Origin of the sequence: Synechococcus sp. JA-2-3B'a(2-13) (assembly GCF_000013225.1) — a bacterium.
Classification (GTDB): domain Bacteria; phylum Cyanobacteriota; class Cyanobacteriia; order Thermostichales; family Thermostichaceae; genus Thermostichus.
In genome coordinates this window covers 789,015-807,681 of the sequence record NC_007776.1, presented here as the reverse complement: position 1 = coordinate 807,681, position 18,667 = coordinate 789,015, and the positions used below count along the sequence as shown (strand labels likewise).

Sequence of the window (18,667 nt, the reverse complement as noted above, 5' to 3'; positions counted from 1 at the left end):
AAGGGCCCGCCAGCGCCCCTCACCCCCAGCCCCTCTCCCAATCGAGGCAGCAGGGGGTTGCACGGCAATTGGGGCAAACTTTTGAAGCGGTTGCTTGCCAGTTTGGCAGCTTGGGCAGCGCGATGACCAGGTGCTTCCCAGAAAGCGGCGGCTCAGCGTTCCAGCAACAGGACGACGGCAAAGGCGGCCATGGCTTCTCCCTGGCCGACGGGGCCCAGTTTTTCGTTGGTGGTGGCCTTCACGCCTACTTGTTTGGGCGATAGTTGCATGGCCTCGGCCAGGCGGGCCTGTATGGCGGGGATGTGGGGCTTGAGCTTAGGCTGCTCCGCTACCACGACGCTATCGACATTGGCAATGCGCCAGCCCTCTTGGCCTACCAGTTGCACCACCTGCTGCAAGAGGAGAATGCTGTCTGCCCCCTTCCAGCGCTCGTCTTCGGGGGGAAAGTAGTAGCCGATGTCCCGCAGGGCGGCGGCCCCCAGGAGAGCGTCCATGATGGCGTGGGTGAGCACGTCGGCGTCGCTGTGGCCCAACAGCCCTTTTTCGTAAGGGATCCGGATCCCACCTAGGATCAGGGGGCGCCCCTCGACGAGGCGGTGGATGTCATAGCCCTGGCCAATGCGCACTGTTCCGGCTCCCTTGGGAAAACCATCGAGACCTCTGCCACTTCCTCCCAAGAGCTTGGCTCACGGGGAGAGGACAAGCGGCTTTTGAGAACGACCTCTCTCTATTCTGCCGACTCGAGAGGGGAGTAGCAGATGGGACAAGAAGAGCCACTGTAGCAGTCAAAGCAGATGAGGTGGGATTTCCCGTAGGGATTGGCGCAGCGCTTGGCCCACTGATAATCGCTGTAGCTAAGATCTTTTCCGCAAACGTCACATCTGGCCATCTCGCTTTCTTCTCCTCAAGCTTCCGAATTAAAACACCACACTAGAGAGATGATCCTAATCGATCCCTGAGCCCCAGCTTGAGAGAAACTATCCCCCAGCCCTGTCCAGAAGGGGATCCTGCCGCCCACAGGGGATCCCGTCTTCGAGAGGCGTCCAGCCCGGCTGCCAAAGATCCCGGTTCTTCAGGGTGGCCGCGTTGACCCAGAGGCGCACCTGGGGATCGCAGACGGCTCTGAGCTCGGCAAACACCACTCCCCCTTCCCCCTGTTGGCGGGCAGTGACCTGAAAATGTCGCCAACCCATGACGGGCTGAGCGGAAGTCCACTTGGAGCCAAGCAGATGGGGAAAGCGCTGTTTTTGGCGGGGCTTGCTGCGGGCCATGGGTTGAGAACTTGTTGCCACCCTTGCCTGTGGGCGAGCAGGTCTGCTGTCGGCTTCTGAGAACGGGATGAAGTTGGATCGGGAAGATCGATATGATGGCTAGGGGTGCTATGGCATCCCAACCTACCCACTTAGCCTATCCAACAATGGTGCAAAACGGGCAAAAGCTCGGGTTCTTTTGGCGTCAGGTGTTCCTGAAAGGGATCCTCCTGCTGCTCATCCTGGGCGGTCTGGTTTTGGGAACGGGACTGCCTCTGGTCGCGGCAAGTAGTCCTACTCTCTCCGGAAAGCTGACGGGGCCAGAGTGGCGACAAGCAGACCCGGAGGCCAAGCAGGACTTTTGTCGCAAAGCCTTTCAAGCGTTTCGCGCCTCTCCTTCCCAAAGCTATATCATCAGCTCCAATGTGCAGGCTTTGACCCCAGAAGGTTTGTGTCGGCGCTTGGATCAGTTTTATCAGTATGCCGTCAACGACGAGATCCCCATCAACCAGGCGGCCAATATTGCCCCATTGCTGTTTTCAGACTTACCCCTGGAGCAGCCTTGATCCCTGTGGAGCGCTTGGTCTGCTGGGGACAAAGGCGGCGGGCGAGGATCTGGGCCCAGCTCTCAACAGTTTGGCCGGATCTAGACAGGCGTAGCCAGAGGTTCCGGGGGTGCAGGGAAAGGGAGCTGCTGCAGTTGGGGTTGGTGGGGGCGGATCCCCATTGCTTGGCGCATCAAAGCAGGCTTGAGCAGCGGCAAAACCTCCAGTCCCCACAGGCCCAGGCGACGCAAGACCAGCAACGGCCAGCTTCGGTTGGAAAAGAGGCGATTGGCAGCATCGGTTGCAAAAAGAACCAGCGCGTTTTCTGGGCGGCGACAGCGCTCGTAGGCTTTTAACAAAGCCGGATCGCCGGGATCCCGGCCCGCCATTTTGGCTTCGATCAACAGGGCAGCCAAGGCCGCCACATCCCGCATGCCCAGATTCGCTCCCTGCCCCCCCAGCGGATGGGTGGTGTGAGCAGCATCCCCCACCAAAGCTAGCCGGGATCCGATGTAGGTTTGGGCATGGGCCCGCTGTGGCTCATAACAGGCTCTGGGAGAGGCCGCCAGCAAGGCTCCCAACTGGGATCCAAAGCAGGGCCGGATGGCCTGCAAAAACTCAGCCTCAGACAAGCCCATCAGCCGATCTCGATCCCCTTGGCGCACTGTCCAGACGACGCAACTGCGATGGGGATCGGAGGTGGGCAAAATGGCGAAGGGACCGCTGACCTGAAAGCGCTCGTAGGCCACCTGCCGGTGAGGATGCTCATGGGTGAGGGTGGAAACGATGCACACCTGTCCATAGCCCCAGCGGGATAACGGGATCCCAGCCTGTTCCCGCAGCCGCGAACGGGCCCCATCTGCAACCACTAGCAGAGCAGCTCGCAGAGTTTGCCGGGATCCCTCCTGGGCCAGCTCTACCCGAATGTGATCTGCTGCAGGGGAGAAACTTTGCACCTGGGCGGGGCTGAAAAGGGTTACCGAAGGGCACTCGCGAATGCGCTGCAACAGGGCCTTTTGGGTGATTTGATTTTCCACGACGTAGCCCAGCGCCGGCGCTTGGAGCATCTCACGGCGCAGCTGAGCCACCCAGGGGCTTTCCCCATCAGAGACCTGAATGCGGTGAATGGGAGAAACTCCCCAGGCCTCCATAAGGGGCCATACCCCAATCCGCTGCAGAATGCGGGCTGTCCCCAGAGCCAAAGCGCTGGCTCGGCCATCGGGCCCCACCCCCTGCGAGAGATCCCGCCCCTCGATCAGCCCGACGCGGATCCCGGCCTGGCCCAAAGCGGCTGCTAAGGTGGATCCCACCATCCCAGCTCCGGCAATCACCACCTCGAAGTCCAGTCGCCTTGGCTTGGCTGCTGTCGGAGCAATGGCTAGGGGAGCAGCGGAAGTGGGCAAAAGGCTCATGGGCACTCACGGCAAGTGGGCTTAACTTCCATTCTAGGGTTCCTGCACCCGGCAGGCCGCTAAGGACAAGCGGCAAGTGGGGTCAAAGCGCCACAAAGGATCCCTTTTGATCTCAGCCCCTTTGTTTGCTGCTGCAGGGTGGAATCCCTGTGGGTAGCTGATACATTTACGCTGAACACTGCTGAACATCACTGTTCAACTATGCAGCGATAGCATTCTGTTTGTTTCCAACCAGAATGGCGGTATCCCGCAAAGCTTTGAGTAGAATACCCAAAGCGCAGTTTCCGTGTCGTCTTACTACCAATTTTCTGCTTTGCTTTGGCTACCATGTTGGCAGACTCGAAAGTAAACAGAAAGATCAACTGGTAGTAATCCGTACTGAACATATTATACATTATTTTCAGTATAGTTGAGCTTATTATTGACTAGAGTCATGCTCTCTGCTGATTGTTGCCCAGGGGGAGCGGGCTGGAACGGTGCGCACCAGAGTGACGTTGTTGGACGAAGGGGTTGGTGCTGGGACTCCATAGACGGCAGGGGGTCAGGGAAAAGCAGCTCTGAGCCATAGCCGATAATAGGACTGTCCTCTTGCCATCTCACTTTTATGCCCAGCTCCATCATTTCCCCGGAAAACCTGCTGGATCTTTGTGAACAGGGTGTACACAAGGCATTGGCTGCTGGAGCCGACCAGGCAGAAGTGTTTGCCAACTCAGGCCGGGAAACGGAAGTCACTTTTGAGAAAAATGACCTCAACCTGGCCCGCAGCAGCAGCGAGACCCTGTTCGGCATCCGGGTTTTCTGCGACGGCAGGCTGGGCTTTGCCACCTCCAACCGCCCGGAAGAGCTGGCCGAGACGGCGGCTGAGGCTGTAGCCATGGCCAAGGCTTCGCCGGCGGATCCCCTCAACGGGCTGCCGGAGCCCCAACCTTTGCCCCAGGTGCCCTTTGCCCTCGACCCAGGCCTGCTGGAACTGGATGCCGCCGAGCTGACCCAGTTGGGATCCCAATTGCTGGAGTGGGTGCGATCCAAAGACCCTCGCATCACCATCGACAGCGGCTCCCTCAGCGTTGAGGAAGAGACCCTGGCTATCGCCTCTTCCACCGGCATCCGCGCCAACTACCACAGTGTCGAGGCGGGGGGATCCCTGTTTGGCATGGCCATCGACGGGGACGAGGTGGGCAGCTTTGCCTACGACGGCGACAGTGTGCAGAAGCGGGCCGATCTGGTGCCGGCGCTGGAGCGGGCTTTTGATCGCTTTGTCCAAAAATGTGTGGGGGCGCTGGGGGCTGGCGAGGGGGAGAGCTTCCGCGGCCCCATTGTCCTGCCGCCAGATGTGGTGGAGGAGTTTCTAGGGGATCTCCTCTTTGTCTTGGGGGCGGATGCGGTGCGCAAAGGCAAAAGCCCTCTGGCGCAAAAAATGGGATCCCGGATCGCCAGCCCGTTGCTCACCGTGGTTTCTGAAGGCCTGGGCCTGCCCGGCTACCCCATTGAGCCCTTCGACCGCGAAGGGATCCCTCGCCAAATCACCCCCTTGGTTCACGAAGGGATCCTCTGCAACTTCATGTACAACAGCTACGAAGCTCGCGCTGCCGGGATCCCGTCCAACGGCCATGCCACAGGGGGGGCGGGCAGCCTGCCGGGGGTGGGGCCAGCTTGTTTGAGAGTGGCGCCGGGGACAACCCCCCTGTCCGAGCTCTACGCGATGGATCGAGGAGTTATCGTCACCCGCCTCTCCGGCAGCAGCAACCCCATTACCGGTGACTTTTCTGGGGTGGTGAAAGGGGGCTTCTTGGTCAAAGGCGGCGAGAAACGCCCCATCCTGGAGACCACCATTGCCGGCAATCTCTACGATTGTTTGCGCAATATCTCCGCCATTTCCCAGGAAGTAACGGTTTTCAACGGCACGGCTGCCTTTCCCGCCCTGCGCATTGAAGATGTATCCATCACTGCGGGCTAAGTAAAGCTAGGGGTGTCGAGATCCCGGCAACAGCGATTAACCTCATTCCCAAAAGCTGCGGAGTTGTTCCCATGGGCCAGGAGATCACCTGCCTCCGTTTTGGTACTGCAGACTTTGCTCAGTTTGCAGCTCGGCTCCAGCAAGAGACGAAGTTGCTCGAGCGCTGGTTGGCCAGTGCGCCGGGGCTGGATCCGGCTTGTCAGCCCTTTGCCCAGGGATCCCCGGTGGGCGGGTTTGAGCTGGAGGCATGGCTGGTGACCCCTCAGGGGGATCCGGCCCCGATCAACTCAGCCTACCTGGAAGCGGTGAACGATCCGCTGGTGGTGCCGGAACTGGCCCAGTTCAACGTGGAGATCAACAGCCGGCCCCAAGTTTTGACCGGCTTGGCTCTGCGGCAGTTTCAGCAAGAGCTGGGCCAAACGTGGGATCGCTGCTGCCAGGTGGCCGAACACTTGCAGGTGGGGCTGATGATGATCGGGATTTTGCCCACGGTGCAGCAAAAGCAACTGACCTTGGAGATGATCTCCCCCCGCAAGCGTTACCTGGCCCTCAATGAGCAAATCCTGAACTTGCACCGGCGCGAGCAATCCCAAGCGATCCCTTCCCTGGGGCTAGATATCGAAGGACCGGCTGGGCGGTTGCGGGTTACCCACCCGGACATCATGCTGGAGGCGGCGACCACCTCCTTTCAAATCCATCTGCAGGTGGCCCCCCACCAGGCAGCCCGCTACTTCAACGCTTCCCTGCTCGTGTCAGCCCCTTTGGTGGCGCTGGCGGCCAATTCCCCCTACCTGTTCGGGCACGATCTGTGGGCAGAAACCCGCATCCCTTTGTTTGAGCAAGCTTTGGATGGGCCACCCCCGCCCTCCCCCACCCACTGCCCCCGCGTCACCTTCGGGCAAGGCTATGTACAGGGATCCCTAATGGAGCTGTTCTGGGAAAACCTGCATCGCTACCCGGTGGTATTGCCACAAAGGTTAGCCACTTCCCCATCAGAGCTGGCCCATCTGCGCCTCCACAACGGCACCATCTGGCGCTGGAACCGACCCCTGATCGGCTTGGATCCGGTTCCCCACTTGCGCATCGAACAGCGGGTGGCGGCGGCAGGCCCAACCCTACCCGATATGATCGCCAATGCGGCCTTCTACTTTGGTCTGGTGCAAGCCTTGGGATCCCAGCCCGTCCCCCCCGAGCAGGAGCTGAGCTTTGCCCAGTGCCGCGCCAATTTCTACACGGCGGCCCGCTGGGGTCTGGAGGCCCCCATCACTTGGCTCAAGGGTTGGCAGGGATCCCTGCGCCAATTGCTGCTGGAAGAGCTGATCCCCCAAGCAGAGGCGGGTTTGGTTCAACTGGATCTGGCCCCCTCCGATATTCAGGAGTACCTGGGCATTCTCCGCGCCCGGGTGGAGTCGGGGCAGAATGGGGCCACCTGGCAGCGCCGCTATGTCGCCCGGCATGGTAAAGATATGCAACAATTAACCTGTGCCTACTGGGAACGGCAGCGGCAAGGCCAACCGGTACACACCTGGGATCTCAGCTAGGGCTCTCTCCACAGCCGGTTGTACCAGCGGTGGGCCACCGCGGCGGCAGGACGGATCCCTGGCCCGCATCTCGAGTGGGCAAACTCTCTCTCAGATGGCCTTGTTGCGACCCGAGCTACCGCAGCGAAACGGTTCATTCGCGACCAAGGACTTCGTTGGACTTCTGCTCCCTCCTACCCCAGGGAGAGAGGCCAGAAGCCAGAAGTTTGAGTCGAGCCTCTTAGCCCAAACAGTATGCTCACCGTTCTCGATCATCTACCGGATCAACTGCTGGATCTAGAGGCCCATCAGCTTTACGACCGATTGGGTGGGCCAACCCTCATCCATCTGCCGGGACGACGGGATCCCGCCCTGTTTGTGTCCGTCCTGCTGCACGGCAACGAAACCACCGGCTGGCAGGCGGTGCGACAGCTTCTCCGCCGCTACGCCCAGCGGGAATTGCCCCGTTCTCTTTCCCTTTTCATTGGCAACGTGCAGGCTGCCCGCCACCGGCAACGGCGGCTGGATGGCCAACCGGACTACAACCGCATTTGGGGCCCCGGCTCCACCCCCGAGCACGCTATGGCCCAGGCCGTCCTGCAGCAAATGCAGCAGCGGGGCGTTTTTGCCAGCGTCGATATCCACAACAACACGGGCACCAACCCCCACTACGCCTGTGTCAATCACCTGGATGCCCCTACCCTGCACCTGGCCACCTTGTTTGGGCGCACCGTCCTCTATTTCACCAGGCCAGAAGGGGTACAGAGCATGGCCTTCGGGCGCTTCTGCCCGGCGGTGACCCTGGAATGCGGCAAGCCGGATCAACCCCACGGCACCCAGCATGCCTACGAATTTCTGGAAGCCTGCCTGCACCTGTCGGCGATCCCGCAGCGCCCTGTCTTCCGCCAAGATATCGACCTGTTCCACAGCGTCGCCATTGTCAAAATCCCGGATCAGGTGAGCTTCAGCTTTGGGGAAGAGGATGGCAACCAAGAGGGATCCCCCTCCCACATCCGCTTCCCGCCGGATTTGGATCTCCTCAATTTTCGGGAGCTTCCCCCCCACACCCCCATTGGCTGGACGAACAACGGCTTCCACCTGGAGGTGCAAGACGAGCAGGGCCAAAATGTGGCGGATCGCTTTTTCTATGCCTGCAACGGAGAAATTCGCACCAGCGTGCCCATCATGCCGGGCATGCTCACCCTCAACAGCCGCATCATCCGCCAAGACTGCCTCTGCTACCTGATGGAGCGCTACCCCCTGGTGGGCTGAGCCGGGCTGCCAATTTCCCCGAGGGGATCCCCAAACCAGAACAGGTGGTGCTCCCCACCCCTGCAATAACAGACTCCCCGCTGGCCGCTGTACCCGTCCGCCGAGGGATGGTGGGTACGCTAACGTGGGACAGAGCGACCCCTGCAAGCCCTATCCTGAAAACTGCCAACGGCACGCTGAGCCCACGGGATCCCTATGTTGCGCCTGCTGCGGATCGAGAACTTTGCCCTGATCGAGCAATTGGAGATCCCTTTTCGAGCGGGGCTGAACGTGCTCACCGGAGAAACCGGGGCCGGCAAATCCATCATCCTCGATGCGCTGGATGCAGCTCTAGGAGGTACAGCTCGGGCTCTGCGAACTGGCAGCGAACGAGGTCTGGTGGAAGCGATCTTCAGTCCTAATCCTGAACTGCAAGCCTGGCTAGAACAAGAGCACATCGACCCCCTAGAGGAGGGCCTGGTTTGTAGTCGCGAGCTGGTGTTGCGCAACGGCAAGCTCACCAGCCGCCTGCGGGTGAATGGGGTGCTGGTGAACAAAGCCCAGATGCTCAACCTGCGGGCCAAATTGGTAGAGATCACTGCCCAGGGGCAAACCGTTCAAATCCAATCTCCCCAAACCCAGCGCCGTTGGCTGGACGACTTTGGCGGCGAAGAGTTGTTGCGAACACGGGCGGAGGTGGCTGCCCTTTACCAAACCTGGAACCAACTGAAAACAGAGGTGGAATCCCGCCGGCAAAACCAACAACTGCGCCTGCAACGGCTAGACCTACTGGAGTTTCAAGCGCAAGAGCTGGCCGCCCTGCGCCTGGAGGATCCCGACGAAATGGCCAAGCTGGAGCGGGAACGAGAGCGCCTGGCTCACCGGGTGGAACTGCAACAGCAAAGCTACGCAGCTCACCAACTGCTCTACCAAAACGATAGTGGCTCACCGGCCATCGCCGACCTGTTGGGCCAGGTAGAGCGGCTGCTCCAGACCATGACCCAGCGGGATCCCGACCTAGCCCCTCTGGCGGAAATGGTCAGCAGCGCTCTCATTCAGGTGGAGGAGGTGGGGCGGGAGCTGGTTCGCTACGGCGAGACGCTGGAGGCGGATCCCGGTCGGTTGAACAAAATTGAACGGCGCTTGGCGCAACTCAGACAAGCCTGCCGCAAATACGGCCCGACCTTGGCCGAGGTGATGGCCCATGCGGAGCGGGTGCAGACGGAGTTGGCCCAACTGCGAGGAGACAACACCGACCTAGAGGAATTGCAGGTGCGGCTGGACAAAGCTGCCCAAGACCTGGAGCGCCATTGCCAGGTGCTCTCTCAACTGCGGCAACAAGCGGCCTGTCAACTGGAAAAGGCCCTCATAGAAGAGCTCAGGCCGCTGGGGATGAGCGCAGTGCAATTCCAGGTGCAGATCCAACCCGGCCCCCCGACGGCAGAGGGGGTGGATCAGGTGAGTTTTTGGATTAGCCCCAACCCGGGTGAGCCTCTTCAGCCCTTGGCCAGCATCGCCTCCGGCGGCGAGATGAGCCGTTTTCTGCTGGCCTTGAAAGCCGTATTCAGCCGCATTGATCCGGTGGCCACCATGGTTTTCGACGAGATCGATACCGGCGTGTCCGGCAAAGTGGCGCAAGCCATCGCCACCAAGCTGCACAGCATTGCCCGAGATCACCAGATCCTCTGCGTCACCCACCAACCCCTGATCGCTGCCCTGGCGGATCACCACCTGCGGGTTCACAAGGTGGTGCACCAAAAGCGAACTTCTGTGCGGGTGGAGCTTTTGGGAGAACGGGAACGCCGCGAAGAACTGGCCCAACTCACTGCCGGTCACTCTGCCCAAGAAGCGATGACGTTTGTGGAGGCTCTTCTCAACCAAGCAGCTCAACTGCGCAAGCAGCAACTGGCCAGTCCCGCTTGACTCTCCTCTCCTTTTGTTTTGAGTGAGGGGAGGGGGGTGAGGGCCTCACCCGCCCAAGAACAGCTCCAGCACCTCAGGATTGTTCAACAAGTTGGGGCCAGTATCCTCAAAGCGGTTTTCTCCCGTGGACAAGACATAGCCCCAGTCCGCCATCTTCAGGGCCTGCTTGGCATTTTGCTCCACCATGAGGATGCTGATGCCAAGACGGTTGATCTCTTGCAGGAGGGCGAAGGTCTGTTCTATGTACAGCGGTGACAGGCCGGCGGTCGGCTCATCCAGCAACAACAACTGCGGCTCCACCATCAACGCTCGCCCTATGGCCAGCATCTGCCGTTGTCCACCCGATAGGGATCCCGCCGCTTGGCGTCGTTTCTCTTTCAGGGGTGGAAACAGCTCATAAACCCGCTCCAGTTGGGCGGCAGGGTTGTCGCGTCGGATGAAGGCCCCCATCTCCAGGTTCTCTTGCACGGTGAGGGAAGGAAAGACATTGTTGGTCTGGGGCACAAAGCCGATTCCCCGCTGCACCAGTTGCTCGGCAGGCAAGTGGGTGATGTCGGATCCCTGAAACAGCACTCGGCCTGAGCGGATGGTGGCCAAGCCAAATAAGGATTTCAGCACCGTCGATTTGCCGGCTCCATTGGGGCCGATGATCACCACAATTTGCCCGGGGTTCACCTTCAGGTGGATCCCTTTGAGGATGTCCACCCCCCGGTAGCCGCTGTAGAGATCCTGGATGTCCAGCAAAGGGGTCATGAGAGGGATCCCTCCGAAGGCAGAGGGGAGGGTTGGGGTGGGTTTAGGGAGTCGGCCAGTGCCACAGATCCCAAATAGGCCTCCCGCACGGCTGGGTTTTGTTTGATCTCCTCCATGGATCCCTGGGTGAGAACCTTGCCGGCAGCCATGACCACCACATGGTCGCAGAGACGGGTCACCAGATCCAGGTCATGCTCGATGATGCAAAAGGTGCAGCCGCGCTCGCGGTTGAGATACTCGATAAAGCGCATCAAATCCGCCAGCAGGGTGCGGTTGACGCCAGCCCCCGGCTCATCCAGCAGGATCACCCGTGCATCGGTCATCAAGGTACGTCCCAGTTCCAGGAGTTTTTTTTGCCCGCCGGAAAGGGTGACGGCCAGTTGATCCCGCAGATGGATCAGGTTCAGCCGTTCCAGAACCTCTTCCGCCCGAGCTTGCAGGTTGCGTTCTTGTCGTTGCACCTGCCGCCAACCGAACCAAGTGGCGAATAGGTTTTCCCCTATCTGGTTGGGGGGAACCACCATTAAGTTCTCCAAGACGGTCATGCGGCCAAACTCCCGCGGGATCTGAAAGGTGCGCACCAGCCCTCGACGGAACAGATGATGGGGGGGCAAGCCGGTGATGTCTTCCCCATCCAGCCAGATGCGCCCGCTGCTGGGCCGAATAAACCCGGCAATGATGTTAAAGAGCGTGGTCTTCCCTGCCCCATTCGGGCCGATCAAGCCCGTAATCCGACCGGTTTCGATGCGGAAGGAACAGTGATCCACCGCGCTAATGCCGCCAAACCGCTTGGAGATGTCGTCGATAACAATCACGCCGCTGCCTTGGGAAAACCCCGCCGACCGATGAGTTCAGTATTTCTCAAAATATAATGAGCCCAATGGCCGAGTTTGCCCATTATCCTTCCCGGATTCCTACAGGGGCAACTGCCTTTGGAGGCCGCAGCCAGCCCTACAGCAGCCAAGGAACGGGCGAGATCCTGAGTCTGGCCCGCCTGTTTTCCGGAGCCATCTTTTCTTGAGGAAGTGGGGAACGCTTTGAGGTGAGTCAACGTCTGACTGCTACGGTTCAACACTTGCTTGACTTTTGGGATCTGAGTTCTACTTTCCCTTCCCTCACAGGAGGTTGTTGGTTATGTCTCCCATGAACAAACTCACCCGACGGGCCTTTGCGGCGGCGGCTGCCCTGACGGCTGCTGCTCTTGCCACCACTCTGCTGCCCAGCACGGCTCAGCAGGCAACTCAAGGGCCGGTCAAAATCGGGGCTTTAATGTCTCTCACCGGGGATCTGCAGGCCTTCGGGGAAAACTGCCTCAAGGGGATCAAGCTGGCGATTGACCAAATCAACGCGGCTGGCGGCATTTTGGGATCCCCTGCCCAAGTGGTCGAAGCGGATGACCAGACGTCGGCTCAGCCAGCTATCGACGCAGCTCAACGGTTGGTCACCGTGGAGAAGGTGGCCGGCATCATCGGCGCCTTGGGCAGTGGCATCACCATTCCGGTGGCCACGACGGTTTCTGTTCCCAATCGGATCCCGCAAATTTCCCCCGCTTCCACCGCCCCCACCATCACCACCCTGGAGGACAACGATTTTCTGTTTCGCACAGTTCCTTCCGACGCCTACCAAGGGGTGGCCTTGGCCCAGATCACCCGTGAAGAGAAGCTGGAGCGCCTGGCGATTATTTACATTAACAACGACTACGGCCAGGGCCTGGCCGACAGCTTTAAGACGGCTTTTGAAAAGCGGGGCGGCACCATCACCAAGTCGGTTCCCTACGAGCCCGGCAAGGCTTCCTACCGCAGTGAGCTGACCCAACTGAAGGAAGGGGATCCCCAGGCGTTGGTGCTGATTGGCTACCCCGAAAACGGTGTGGTCATTTTGCGGCAAGCTTTGGAAGAAGGACTGTTTGACCGCTTTGTCTTCACCGATGGCATGCGCTCTCCCGACGTGGCAGCCCAGGTGGGAGCCGAAAAGCTAGAGGGATCCATCGGCGTTTCGCCTCAGGCCCTCACCGATAGCAAGGCTTACCAAATCTTTGCCGAAGCCTACAAAGCCGCCTACGGGGAGCTGCCCCCCACCCCCTACATCGACACCGCCTACGATGCCGCTTTTGTCCTGGCTCTGGCCATTCAGAAAGCCGGCAGCACCGATGGCACTGCTGTTCGGGATGCTTTGCGGGAAGTGGCCAATCCCCCCGGCACCGAGATCCTGCCCGGAGAGTGGGCCAAGGCGGTGGAGCTGATCGGCAAAGGGGAAGACATCTTCTACACCGGCGCCTCTGGATCCATCAACTTCGATGAGAATGGGGAAGTTGCCGGAACCTTTGCCCACTGGACTTTCCAAGGGGGGAAGGTGGTGGATCTGAAGGTGTTTGAGCCGGAGAGCTAATTTTCCCCTACGGCTCCTGAGCGGGGGCCGGTTTCTCCTTCCGAGCATGCCTCTAACCCCCAAAACCCTGAACTTTGCTGAATTTACTGAGCTTTAGGCGGTTTGGCAAAAGTCATTGAGAGGGATATAGTAGACCAAGTTTCCCCCTGATCCTTGAGTCCACCGCAACGGTTGCCGGGAAGTGAAGGGGGAAAGCGCTCGGGGGGTATTCCTCAGGGCTTTGCGGGATACCGCCTTCCTGCTCAGAGATAGGCAGGATGCGATCGCTTCTTTCCTGAACCATGTTCAGGAGAGTTCAGCGTGAATGTATCAGCTCCATCAAGACAATCCAGACGAGCAAGACGGGCCTGCACAGAGTACCCTCTGCAGGCCTTTTTGTGGGTTTGGGCCGCGCGGCTGTACATCCCCAGCAGGGATCCCTCCCCATCACGTAGCTTTTTTTGCGGCAACTCAGCGGAGGGCAAAGCAGGCTAAAGTGTCGGCATCCTGGCGTCTTGTGGAGAATCCTCGATGTTGTCCACCCAACTCCTCCTCCCCGGAGTGGCAGCTCTGCTCGGCTTCGGGTTTGCTCCAGCCGTCCTGGCTCAGACTTCCCACACCCAGCAGATGGCGATCCTGAACGGCAACGCCACCACCCTGCAAAGCAACGTCCTGCAAAACACCGTCCTGATCCTGCCCAACGTTCCCCCACAACAGTACGCCGACAGTTGGGGCTGGAGGAGCAGCCGCTCTTTGCCTCCCACTCCTGCTCCCATCACCGTCGTCATCCTCAACTCCCAAGTCAACCTAGCTGCCGAGGAAGTCGAGCCGAGGTCTTGCGGCCAGCGCTGTAGGGGATCCCTGCGCCTGCCTTGAGCGGGGGAGGCTGCTTTTTGCACTCCAGACTGCCCAAGTCCGCAATCCGGTTCGCGGCCACGCTCGGATCTGGGTGGATGGGGATTGATATAATCCAGGGCAATTGTCCGCTGCTGGGCGGCAGAGGGTTTTAACGCAAGCTTGGCCCGGCTCTGCAATCTTGCTTTTTGGTGTGCGAGGGATCCCCATGAATCGTTCCAGGCAACTTCGCCCTTGGCTAACTTCAGCGCTCACCCGCGGGATGGTGCTCTGCACCGCTTTTGCGTTTGCTGAAGCGTCCCGTAGCGCTCTGCTGATGGGATCCCCGGCTTGGGCGCAATCGGTTCCTCAGCCCGGCACCCTCGACCTGCGCACCGGTGGCGACACCCCCGCCCAGCCCTCCCCCACCCCACCCCCCACTGCCGGCGAGCCAGAAGTGTTGGTAGCGGAGGTAGTGGTTGAGGGCACTGAAGATCCGGAGCTGATCAACCGGGTTTACAGCGTCATCCGCACCCGCGCCGGCGAGGTTTCCACCCGATCCCAGTTGCGGGAAGACATCAATGCCGTGTTTGCCACCGGATTGTTTGCCGATGTGCGGGCAGTGCCTTCCGATACGCCTTTGGGAGTGCGGGTCACCTTTGAGGTCAAGCCCAACCCAATCCTGAAAGCCGTGCGCACGGAAGGGGCGAAAGTTCTGGATCCGGAAGTGCTGCGGGCCGCCTTTGCCGACCAGGAAGGGCGGGTGCTCAACTTCGGCGAGCTGCAACTGGCTGTGGCCGAGATTGAACAGTGGTACGCCGATAAGGGTTACGTGCTGGCCAAAGTGACGGATGTGCGCTCCTCTGAAGACGGCACCATCACCCTGGAGATCGCCGAAGGGGTGATCGAGGATATTCGCGTTCAGGGCAACACCAAAACCCGTGACTTCATCATCACCCGCGAGTTGAAGTCCAAGCCGGGGGATGTGTTTAACCGCAACCAAATCCAGGAAGACCTGCAGGCGGTTTTTAATCTCAACCTGTTTCAAGATGTGAATGTGGGGCTCAACCCCGGCCAGGATCCCGACAAGGTGGTGGTGGTGGTGAACGTGGAAGAACGTCGCACCGGTACCTTGGGCGGCACCATCGGCGTTAGCTCCGCCACAGGGGTCTTCGCCGGCCTCAACGTCTCCGAACAAAACTTGGGCGGCAACAACCAGAGTGCCAGCTTCAACGTGCAGGTGGGCACCAACGAAACCCTCTTCGACTTAAACTTCACCGACCCGCGGATTGCCACGCTGGACATTCCCACCTCCTACAACGTCAACATCTCCAACCAGCAGAGCTCCAGCTTTGTCTTTAATGAGGGATTCACCCTGCCCAATGGGGATCCCGTGCGCATCAACCGTCTTGGCGGCGGGGTGACTTTCTCTCGCCCGATTGGGGGCAATTGGCGGGCCAGCTTGGGCACCCGCATCCAATTTGTAGAAGCTCGCAACAGCAACGGGGAGCAGCAGCGCTTCGATGTGCTGGGCAACCCGATTACCTTCAGCGAGAGCGGCCAAGACAGCTACACCACCTTGCGGTTTGGCCTCGTCAACGACGCCCGCGACAACCCCAACAGCCCCAGCCAGGGCTCGGTCTTTCGCATCTCCACAGAACAGTCGGTACGTCTGTTTCAAAATGGCTTGAATGCCAACCGCCTCGAGGCCGGCTACAGCCAGTTCATTCCCGTCAACCTGTTTGAAACCCGCAGCGAGCGACCGCAGGTATTGGCCTTTGATGTGCGAGCAGGCACGACCATCGGCGACTTGGCTCCCTACGATGCTTTTGCCATTGGTGGCGGCAACTCGGTGCGGGGCTTTTTCGAGGGGGGTATCGGTTCCGGTCGCAGCTTTGCCACCGCAACCGCCGAATTGCGCTTTCCCATTTTCGACCCGGTGGGGGCAGTGGTCTTTGCGGACTACGGCACTGATCTGGGCAGTGGAGCTGCCGTGGCCGGCAATCCCGCAGCGGTGCGCAACAAGCCGGGCAGTGGTTTGGGGCTGGGGGTCGGCATTCGCATCCAATCTCCCTTGGGGCCGCTTCGCATCGACTACGCGGTTGGGCAAGGTGGCGCTGGCCAAGGCCAACTGCACTTCGGCATTGGCGAGAAGTTCTAACTTGGCCGTGGATTTCCCTGCCGGCTTGCTATGGTGGGAGCAGGTGCTCGTAATGGAAGCAACCCATGAAACAGCGACTCGGCCTACCTTTCCCCAAGGGATCCCTGGTGTTCTTGCTGTGTTTGAGCCTGGCCCTAGCAGGGTGTGGGCCACTGGCGCGTCTGGGCATCGGCACAACCCCCATCGCCCAGATCGAACAAAATCCCTCCCGCTACACCAATGTGTATATCCGCGGTCGCGTGGTGAACCAGATAGGAGTGTTCGGCCAGGGCGTGTATGAGATCCAAGACAACAGCGGCTCCCTCTGGGTCATCACCGACAAGGGCCTACCGGCCATGAACAGCACTGTAACCGTGCGCGGCAAGGCCCAAGAGGGGATTGTGGTGGGGGGACGCAGCTTCGGGGTCTCGTTGGTGGAAGCCGAGCGCTTCTAGCCTGCCCCCAAAGCCAGCATCGAAACACGGCCTGCCAAGGTTTTGGCAATTTGCCGAAGCGCCTGGGCCGAGGCTGACTCAGGCTGGCTGATGACGATGGGCTGGCCCGCATCCCCCCCTTGGCGCAGGGCAATCTCCAACGGGATCCGCCCCAGCAGCGGGACACCAAGCTCGCGGGCCGTGGTCTCTCCCCCTTCTGAGCCGAAAATATCGTACTGGCGATCCGGCAGGTCGGGCGGGATGAAGTAGCTCATGTTTTCCACAATACCCAGGATGGGCACCCCCAACTGCCGAAACATGTTCAAGCCCTTGCGACTGTCCAGCAGGGCCACCGATTGTGGCGTGGTGACGATCACAGCTCCTGCCAGCGGCACTGCCTGCACTAGGGTCAATTGGGCATCGCCGGTGCCGGGGGGCATATCTACAATCAAGTAGTCCAACTCTCCCCACTGCACCTGATAGAGAAATTGCCGGATCACCCCGTTTAACATTGGCCCCCGCCAGATCACCGGCTGATCCCGTCCCACCAAGAGGCCCATCGACACCATCTTGACGCCGTAATTTTCCAAGGGGAAGATGTCTTCGCCGCCATCTTCCCGTTTTTGCACAACCAGAGACCGATCCTGCAGGCCCAGCATCAGCGGCACATTGGGACCGTAAATATCGGCATCCAGCAGCCCCACCCGCGCTCCACTTTGGGCCAGCGCCACGGCCACATTTACCGACACCGAAGTTTTGCCCACTCCCCCCTTGCCGCTGGAAATGGCGATGATGTTGCGCACACCGGGGATGGACTGGCGATTCGGCAGGGAAGGGGAACGGGGGGTTTCTGCCGTTACCGTAACATCAATGGCTTCGATGGGGGCCAGCTGGCGGATGGCAGCTTTGCACTCCTCGACAATGAATTCTCGCAAAGGGCAGGCCGGCGTGGTCAGCACCAGGGTAAAGGCCACTCGCCCAGGCTCGACGCGAATATCCCGGATCATGTTCAGTTCCACCAGGCTGCGGCGCAGCTCCGGATCTTGAACAGGGCGCAACGCTTCAAGGATGGCAGCAGCATCAAGGGTGGAGGTGGTCATGGAATCGGAAGGCTCAGCGGGTCAGTCCATATTTCACTCTAATCGGTTTTTCTCGGGTTCTTGCCGGCAGGGAAGGACAGCTCCAAAACGGGCTGCCACGCTAGTCCTGGGCAAGCAGGCTGGCCGAGGCTGATTCTGGTTGGAAGACAACGCTGTTGGCCGACGGGGGAGGGCAATTGTGCAAGCGCTGAGTGGGAGTTGGCTTGTGGTTGGGGCTAACGTTCTGGGCTCAGTTGATCCCTCTGCTGGAAAAGAGGGGATCCCGCCGCCTCTCAATCGGGGACGAGCGCCGGGCCATGCCAACTCTCTTTTCTGACTCGGCCTGGGATCCCTTCTGCCGTTACTTTTCTCGGTCACCCTACCTGCCTTGTGCGGTGAGTCCTCTGGGCCCCTGCCGCTGCCCCCACCACGCTGCGCGTCCAAAAGATGCTGCCTGGGCGTTCTGTCCACAACAAGAATAAACTGTGGTCTGTTCTCGTGCCGGTATCTCAGGAAATTCAAGGAATTGGTTGTGAAGCCAGGCAAAAGTATGGAAATCCGTCCTGCCACCGCCTTAGATGTGCCCGTTTTGTTTGACCTCATCTGCGCCTTGGCCGAGTACGAGAAGCTGAGCCACCTGGTAACGGGATCCGCTGATCTGTTGCGCCACTATTTGTTTGGCCCAGAGGCTTTGGCCTCGGCGTTGTTGGCAGAAGTGGAGGGGCAAGCGGTGGGATTTGCCCTCTACTTCCGCAATTTTTCCACGTTCCTGACCCGACCAGGGATTTACCTTGAGGATCTGTTCGTGTTGCCGGAGTTTCGCGGCAGAGGCATTGGCAAAGCGCTCTTGGCGCGGGTGGCTCAGGAGGCGGTGGCCAAAGGATATGGGCGGCTGGAGTGGATGGTTTTGGATTGGAATCAGCCGGCGATAGAGTTCTATCGACGCATGGGTGCCCAGCAACATCCCGAATGGATTCTCAACCGCGTGGTGGGTGCTGATTTGGAGGCTCTGGCTCGGCTGGCCAAGGATCCCTGTCGATCTTGAGCAAGCTCCCCTCTGTTACAGACCCTAGCATTCGTGACATCCTCCCGGCGCTCGTCCTACGGACAGAGCGCGGGCTTCCCTTGGCGTCAGCGGGATGGAGTCTTTACCTCGCGGTTGGGTATTCCTACCCCACGCCACTTGTCTAGGTCTACGACCC

Annotated in this window: 17 protein-coding genes; 11 read left to right on the top strand and 6 right to left on the bottom strand. The window is 60.1% G+C overall.

Features of this window, described 5'->3' with window-relative positions; all coding sequences use genetic code 11:
- Positions 1 to 152: 152 nt before the first annotated feature.
- On the bottom strand, positions 153 to 626 hold the full coding sequence (gene ispF / locus CYB_RS03715) for a 2-C-methyl-D-erythritol 2,4-cyclodiphosphate synthase (RefSeq protein ID WP_011429179.1): 474 nt from the start codon (positions 624 to 626) through the stop codon (positions 153 to 155).
- A gap of 351 nt (positions 627 to 977) precedes the next feature.
- Complete coding sequence (locus CYB_RS03710) at positions 978 to 1,271, bottom strand: TIGR02450 family Trp-rich protein (RefSeq protein WP_011432423.1); 294 nt, start codon at positions 1,269 to 1,271, stop codon at positions 978 to 980.
- Positions 1,272 to 1,381: 110 nt separating this feature from the next.
- On the opposite strand from CYB_RS03710, the gene CYB_RS03705 reads away from it, so the two are divergent.
- Complete coding sequence (locus CYB_RS03705) at positions 1,382 to 1,816, top strand: hypothetical protein (RefSeq protein ID WP_148202694.1); 435 nt, start codon at positions 1,382 to 1,384, stop codon at positions 1,814 to 1,816.
- A gap of 80 nt (positions 1,817 to 1,896) precedes the next feature.
- Here the strand turns inward: CYB_RS03705 and CYB_RS03700 are convergent, their stop codons facing one another.
- A complete protein-coding gene (locus CYB_RS03700; RefSeq protein WP_041436266.1) occupies positions 1,897 to 3,207 on the bottom strand; it encodes a UbiH/UbiF/VisC/COQ6 family ubiquinone biosynthesis hydroxylase in 1,311 nt (436 codons plus the stop codon).
- 604 nt (positions 3,208 to 3,811) lie between these two features.
- Here CYB_RS03700 and CYB_RS03695 point away from each other — a divergent pair.
- From CYB_RS03695 to recN, 4 genes are all read left to right on the top strand, one after another.
- A complete protein-coding gene (locus CYB_RS03695) occupies positions 3,812 to 5,164 on the top strand; it encodes a TldD/PmbA family protein (RefSeq protein WP_011432420.1) in 1,353 nt (450 codons plus the stop codon).
- Between the two features lie 152 nt (positions 5,165 to 5,316).
- Positions 5,317 to 6,705, top strand: a complete 1,389-nt coding sequence (locus CYB_RS03690) for a glutamate-cysteine ligase family protein (RefSeq protein WP_238376886.1) — start codon at positions 5,317 to 5,319, stop codon at positions 6,703 to 6,705.
- Positions 6,706 to 6,939: 234 nt separating this feature from the next.
- Positions 6,940 to 7,956 carry a M14 family metallopeptidase gene (locus CYB_RS03685; RefSeq protein WP_011432418.1) on the top strand — a complete coding sequence of 339 codons (1,017 nt, stop codon included), beginning with the start codon at positions 6,940 to 6,942 and terminating at the stop codon, positions 7,954 to 7,956.
- A 195-nt stretch (positions 7,957 to 8,151) separates the two neighbouring features.
- Positions 8,152 to 9,858, top strand: a complete 1,707-nt coding sequence (gene recN / locus CYB_RS03680) for a DNA repair protein RecN (RefSeq protein WP_011432417.1) — start codon at positions 8,152 to 8,154, stop codon at positions 9,856 to 9,858.
- A 45-nt stretch (positions 9,859 to 9,903) separates the two neighbouring features.
- Here recN and CYB_RS03675 read toward each other — a convergent pair whose 3' ends face one another.
- Both CYB_RS03675 and CYB_RS03670 read right to left on the bottom strand, forming a co-directional pair.
- A complete protein-coding gene (locus CYB_RS03675) occupies positions 9,904 to 10,611 on the bottom strand; it encodes an ABC transporter ATP-binding protein (protein WP_011432416.1) in 708 nt (235 codons plus the stop codon).
- Entirely contained in the window at positions 10,608 to 11,426 is an 819-nt protein-coding gene (locus CYB_RS03670) for an ABC transporter ATP-binding protein (protein WP_011432415.1), read from the bottom strand. The genes CYB_RS03675 and CYB_RS03670 overlap by 4 nt, the downstream gene beginning before the upstream one ends.
- 319 nt (positions 11,427 to 11,745) lie before the next feature.
- On the opposite strand from CYB_RS03670, the gene CYB_RS03665 reads away from it, so the two are divergent.
- The 4 genes from CYB_RS03665 (at position 11,746) to CYB_RS03650 (ending at position 16,407) form a co-directional block, all read left to right on the top strand.
- A complete protein-coding gene (locus CYB_RS03665) occupies positions 11,746 to 12,999 on the top strand; it encodes an ABC transporter substrate-binding protein (RefSeq protein WP_011432413.1) in 1,254 nt (417 codons plus the stop codon).
- A gap of 510 nt (positions 13,000 to 13,509) precedes the next feature.
- Positions 13,510 to 13,854 (top strand): hypothetical protein, encoded by a 345-nt coding sequence (locus tag CYB_RS03660; RefSeq protein ID WP_011432412.1) that lies wholly within the window; start codon positions 13,510 to 13,512, stop codon positions 13,852 to 13,854.
- A 187-nt stretch (positions 13,855 to 14,041) separates the two neighbouring features.
- Positions 14,042 to 15,973 (top strand): BamA/TamA family outer membrane protein, encoded by a 1,932-nt coding sequence (locus tag CYB_RS03655; protein WP_148202693.1) that lies wholly within the window; start codon positions 14,042 to 14,044, stop codon positions 15,971 to 15,973.
- A 65-nt stretch (positions 15,974 to 16,038) separates the two neighbouring features.
- Complete coding sequence (locus tag CYB_RS03650; protein WP_011432410.1) at positions 16,039 to 16,407, top strand: hypothetical protein; 369 nt, start codon at positions 16,039 to 16,041, stop codon at positions 16,405 to 16,407.
- Here the strand turns inward: CYB_RS03650 and CYB_RS03645 are convergent.
- Positions 16,404 to 17,486 carry an Mrp/NBP35 family ATP-binding protein gene (locus tag CYB_RS03645; RefSeq protein WP_011432409.1) on the bottom strand — a complete coding sequence of 361 codons (1,083 nt, stop codon included), beginning with the start codon at positions 17,484 to 17,486 and terminating at the stop codon, positions 16,404 to 16,406. The two genes, CYB_RS03650 and CYB_RS03645, sit on opposite strands and share 4 nt — an antisense overlap.
- Positions 17,487 to 17,782: 296 nt before the next feature.
- Between CYB_RS03645 and CYB_RS15325 the strand changes: the two genes are divergently transcribed.
- A complete protein-coding gene (locus CYB_RS15325) occupies positions 17,783 to 17,947 on the top strand; it encodes a DUF6464 family protein (protein ID WP_238376969.1) in 165 nt (54 codons plus the stop codon).
- Positions 17,948 to 18,015: 68 nt separating this feature from the next.
- Positions 18,016 to 18,510, top strand: coding sequence for a GNAT family N-acetyltransferase (locus tag CYB_RS03635; protein WP_041436262.1), 495 nt, complete (start codon positions 18,016 to 18,018; stop codon positions 18,508 to 18,510).
- Positions 18,511 to 18,667: the final 157 nt, after the last annotated feature.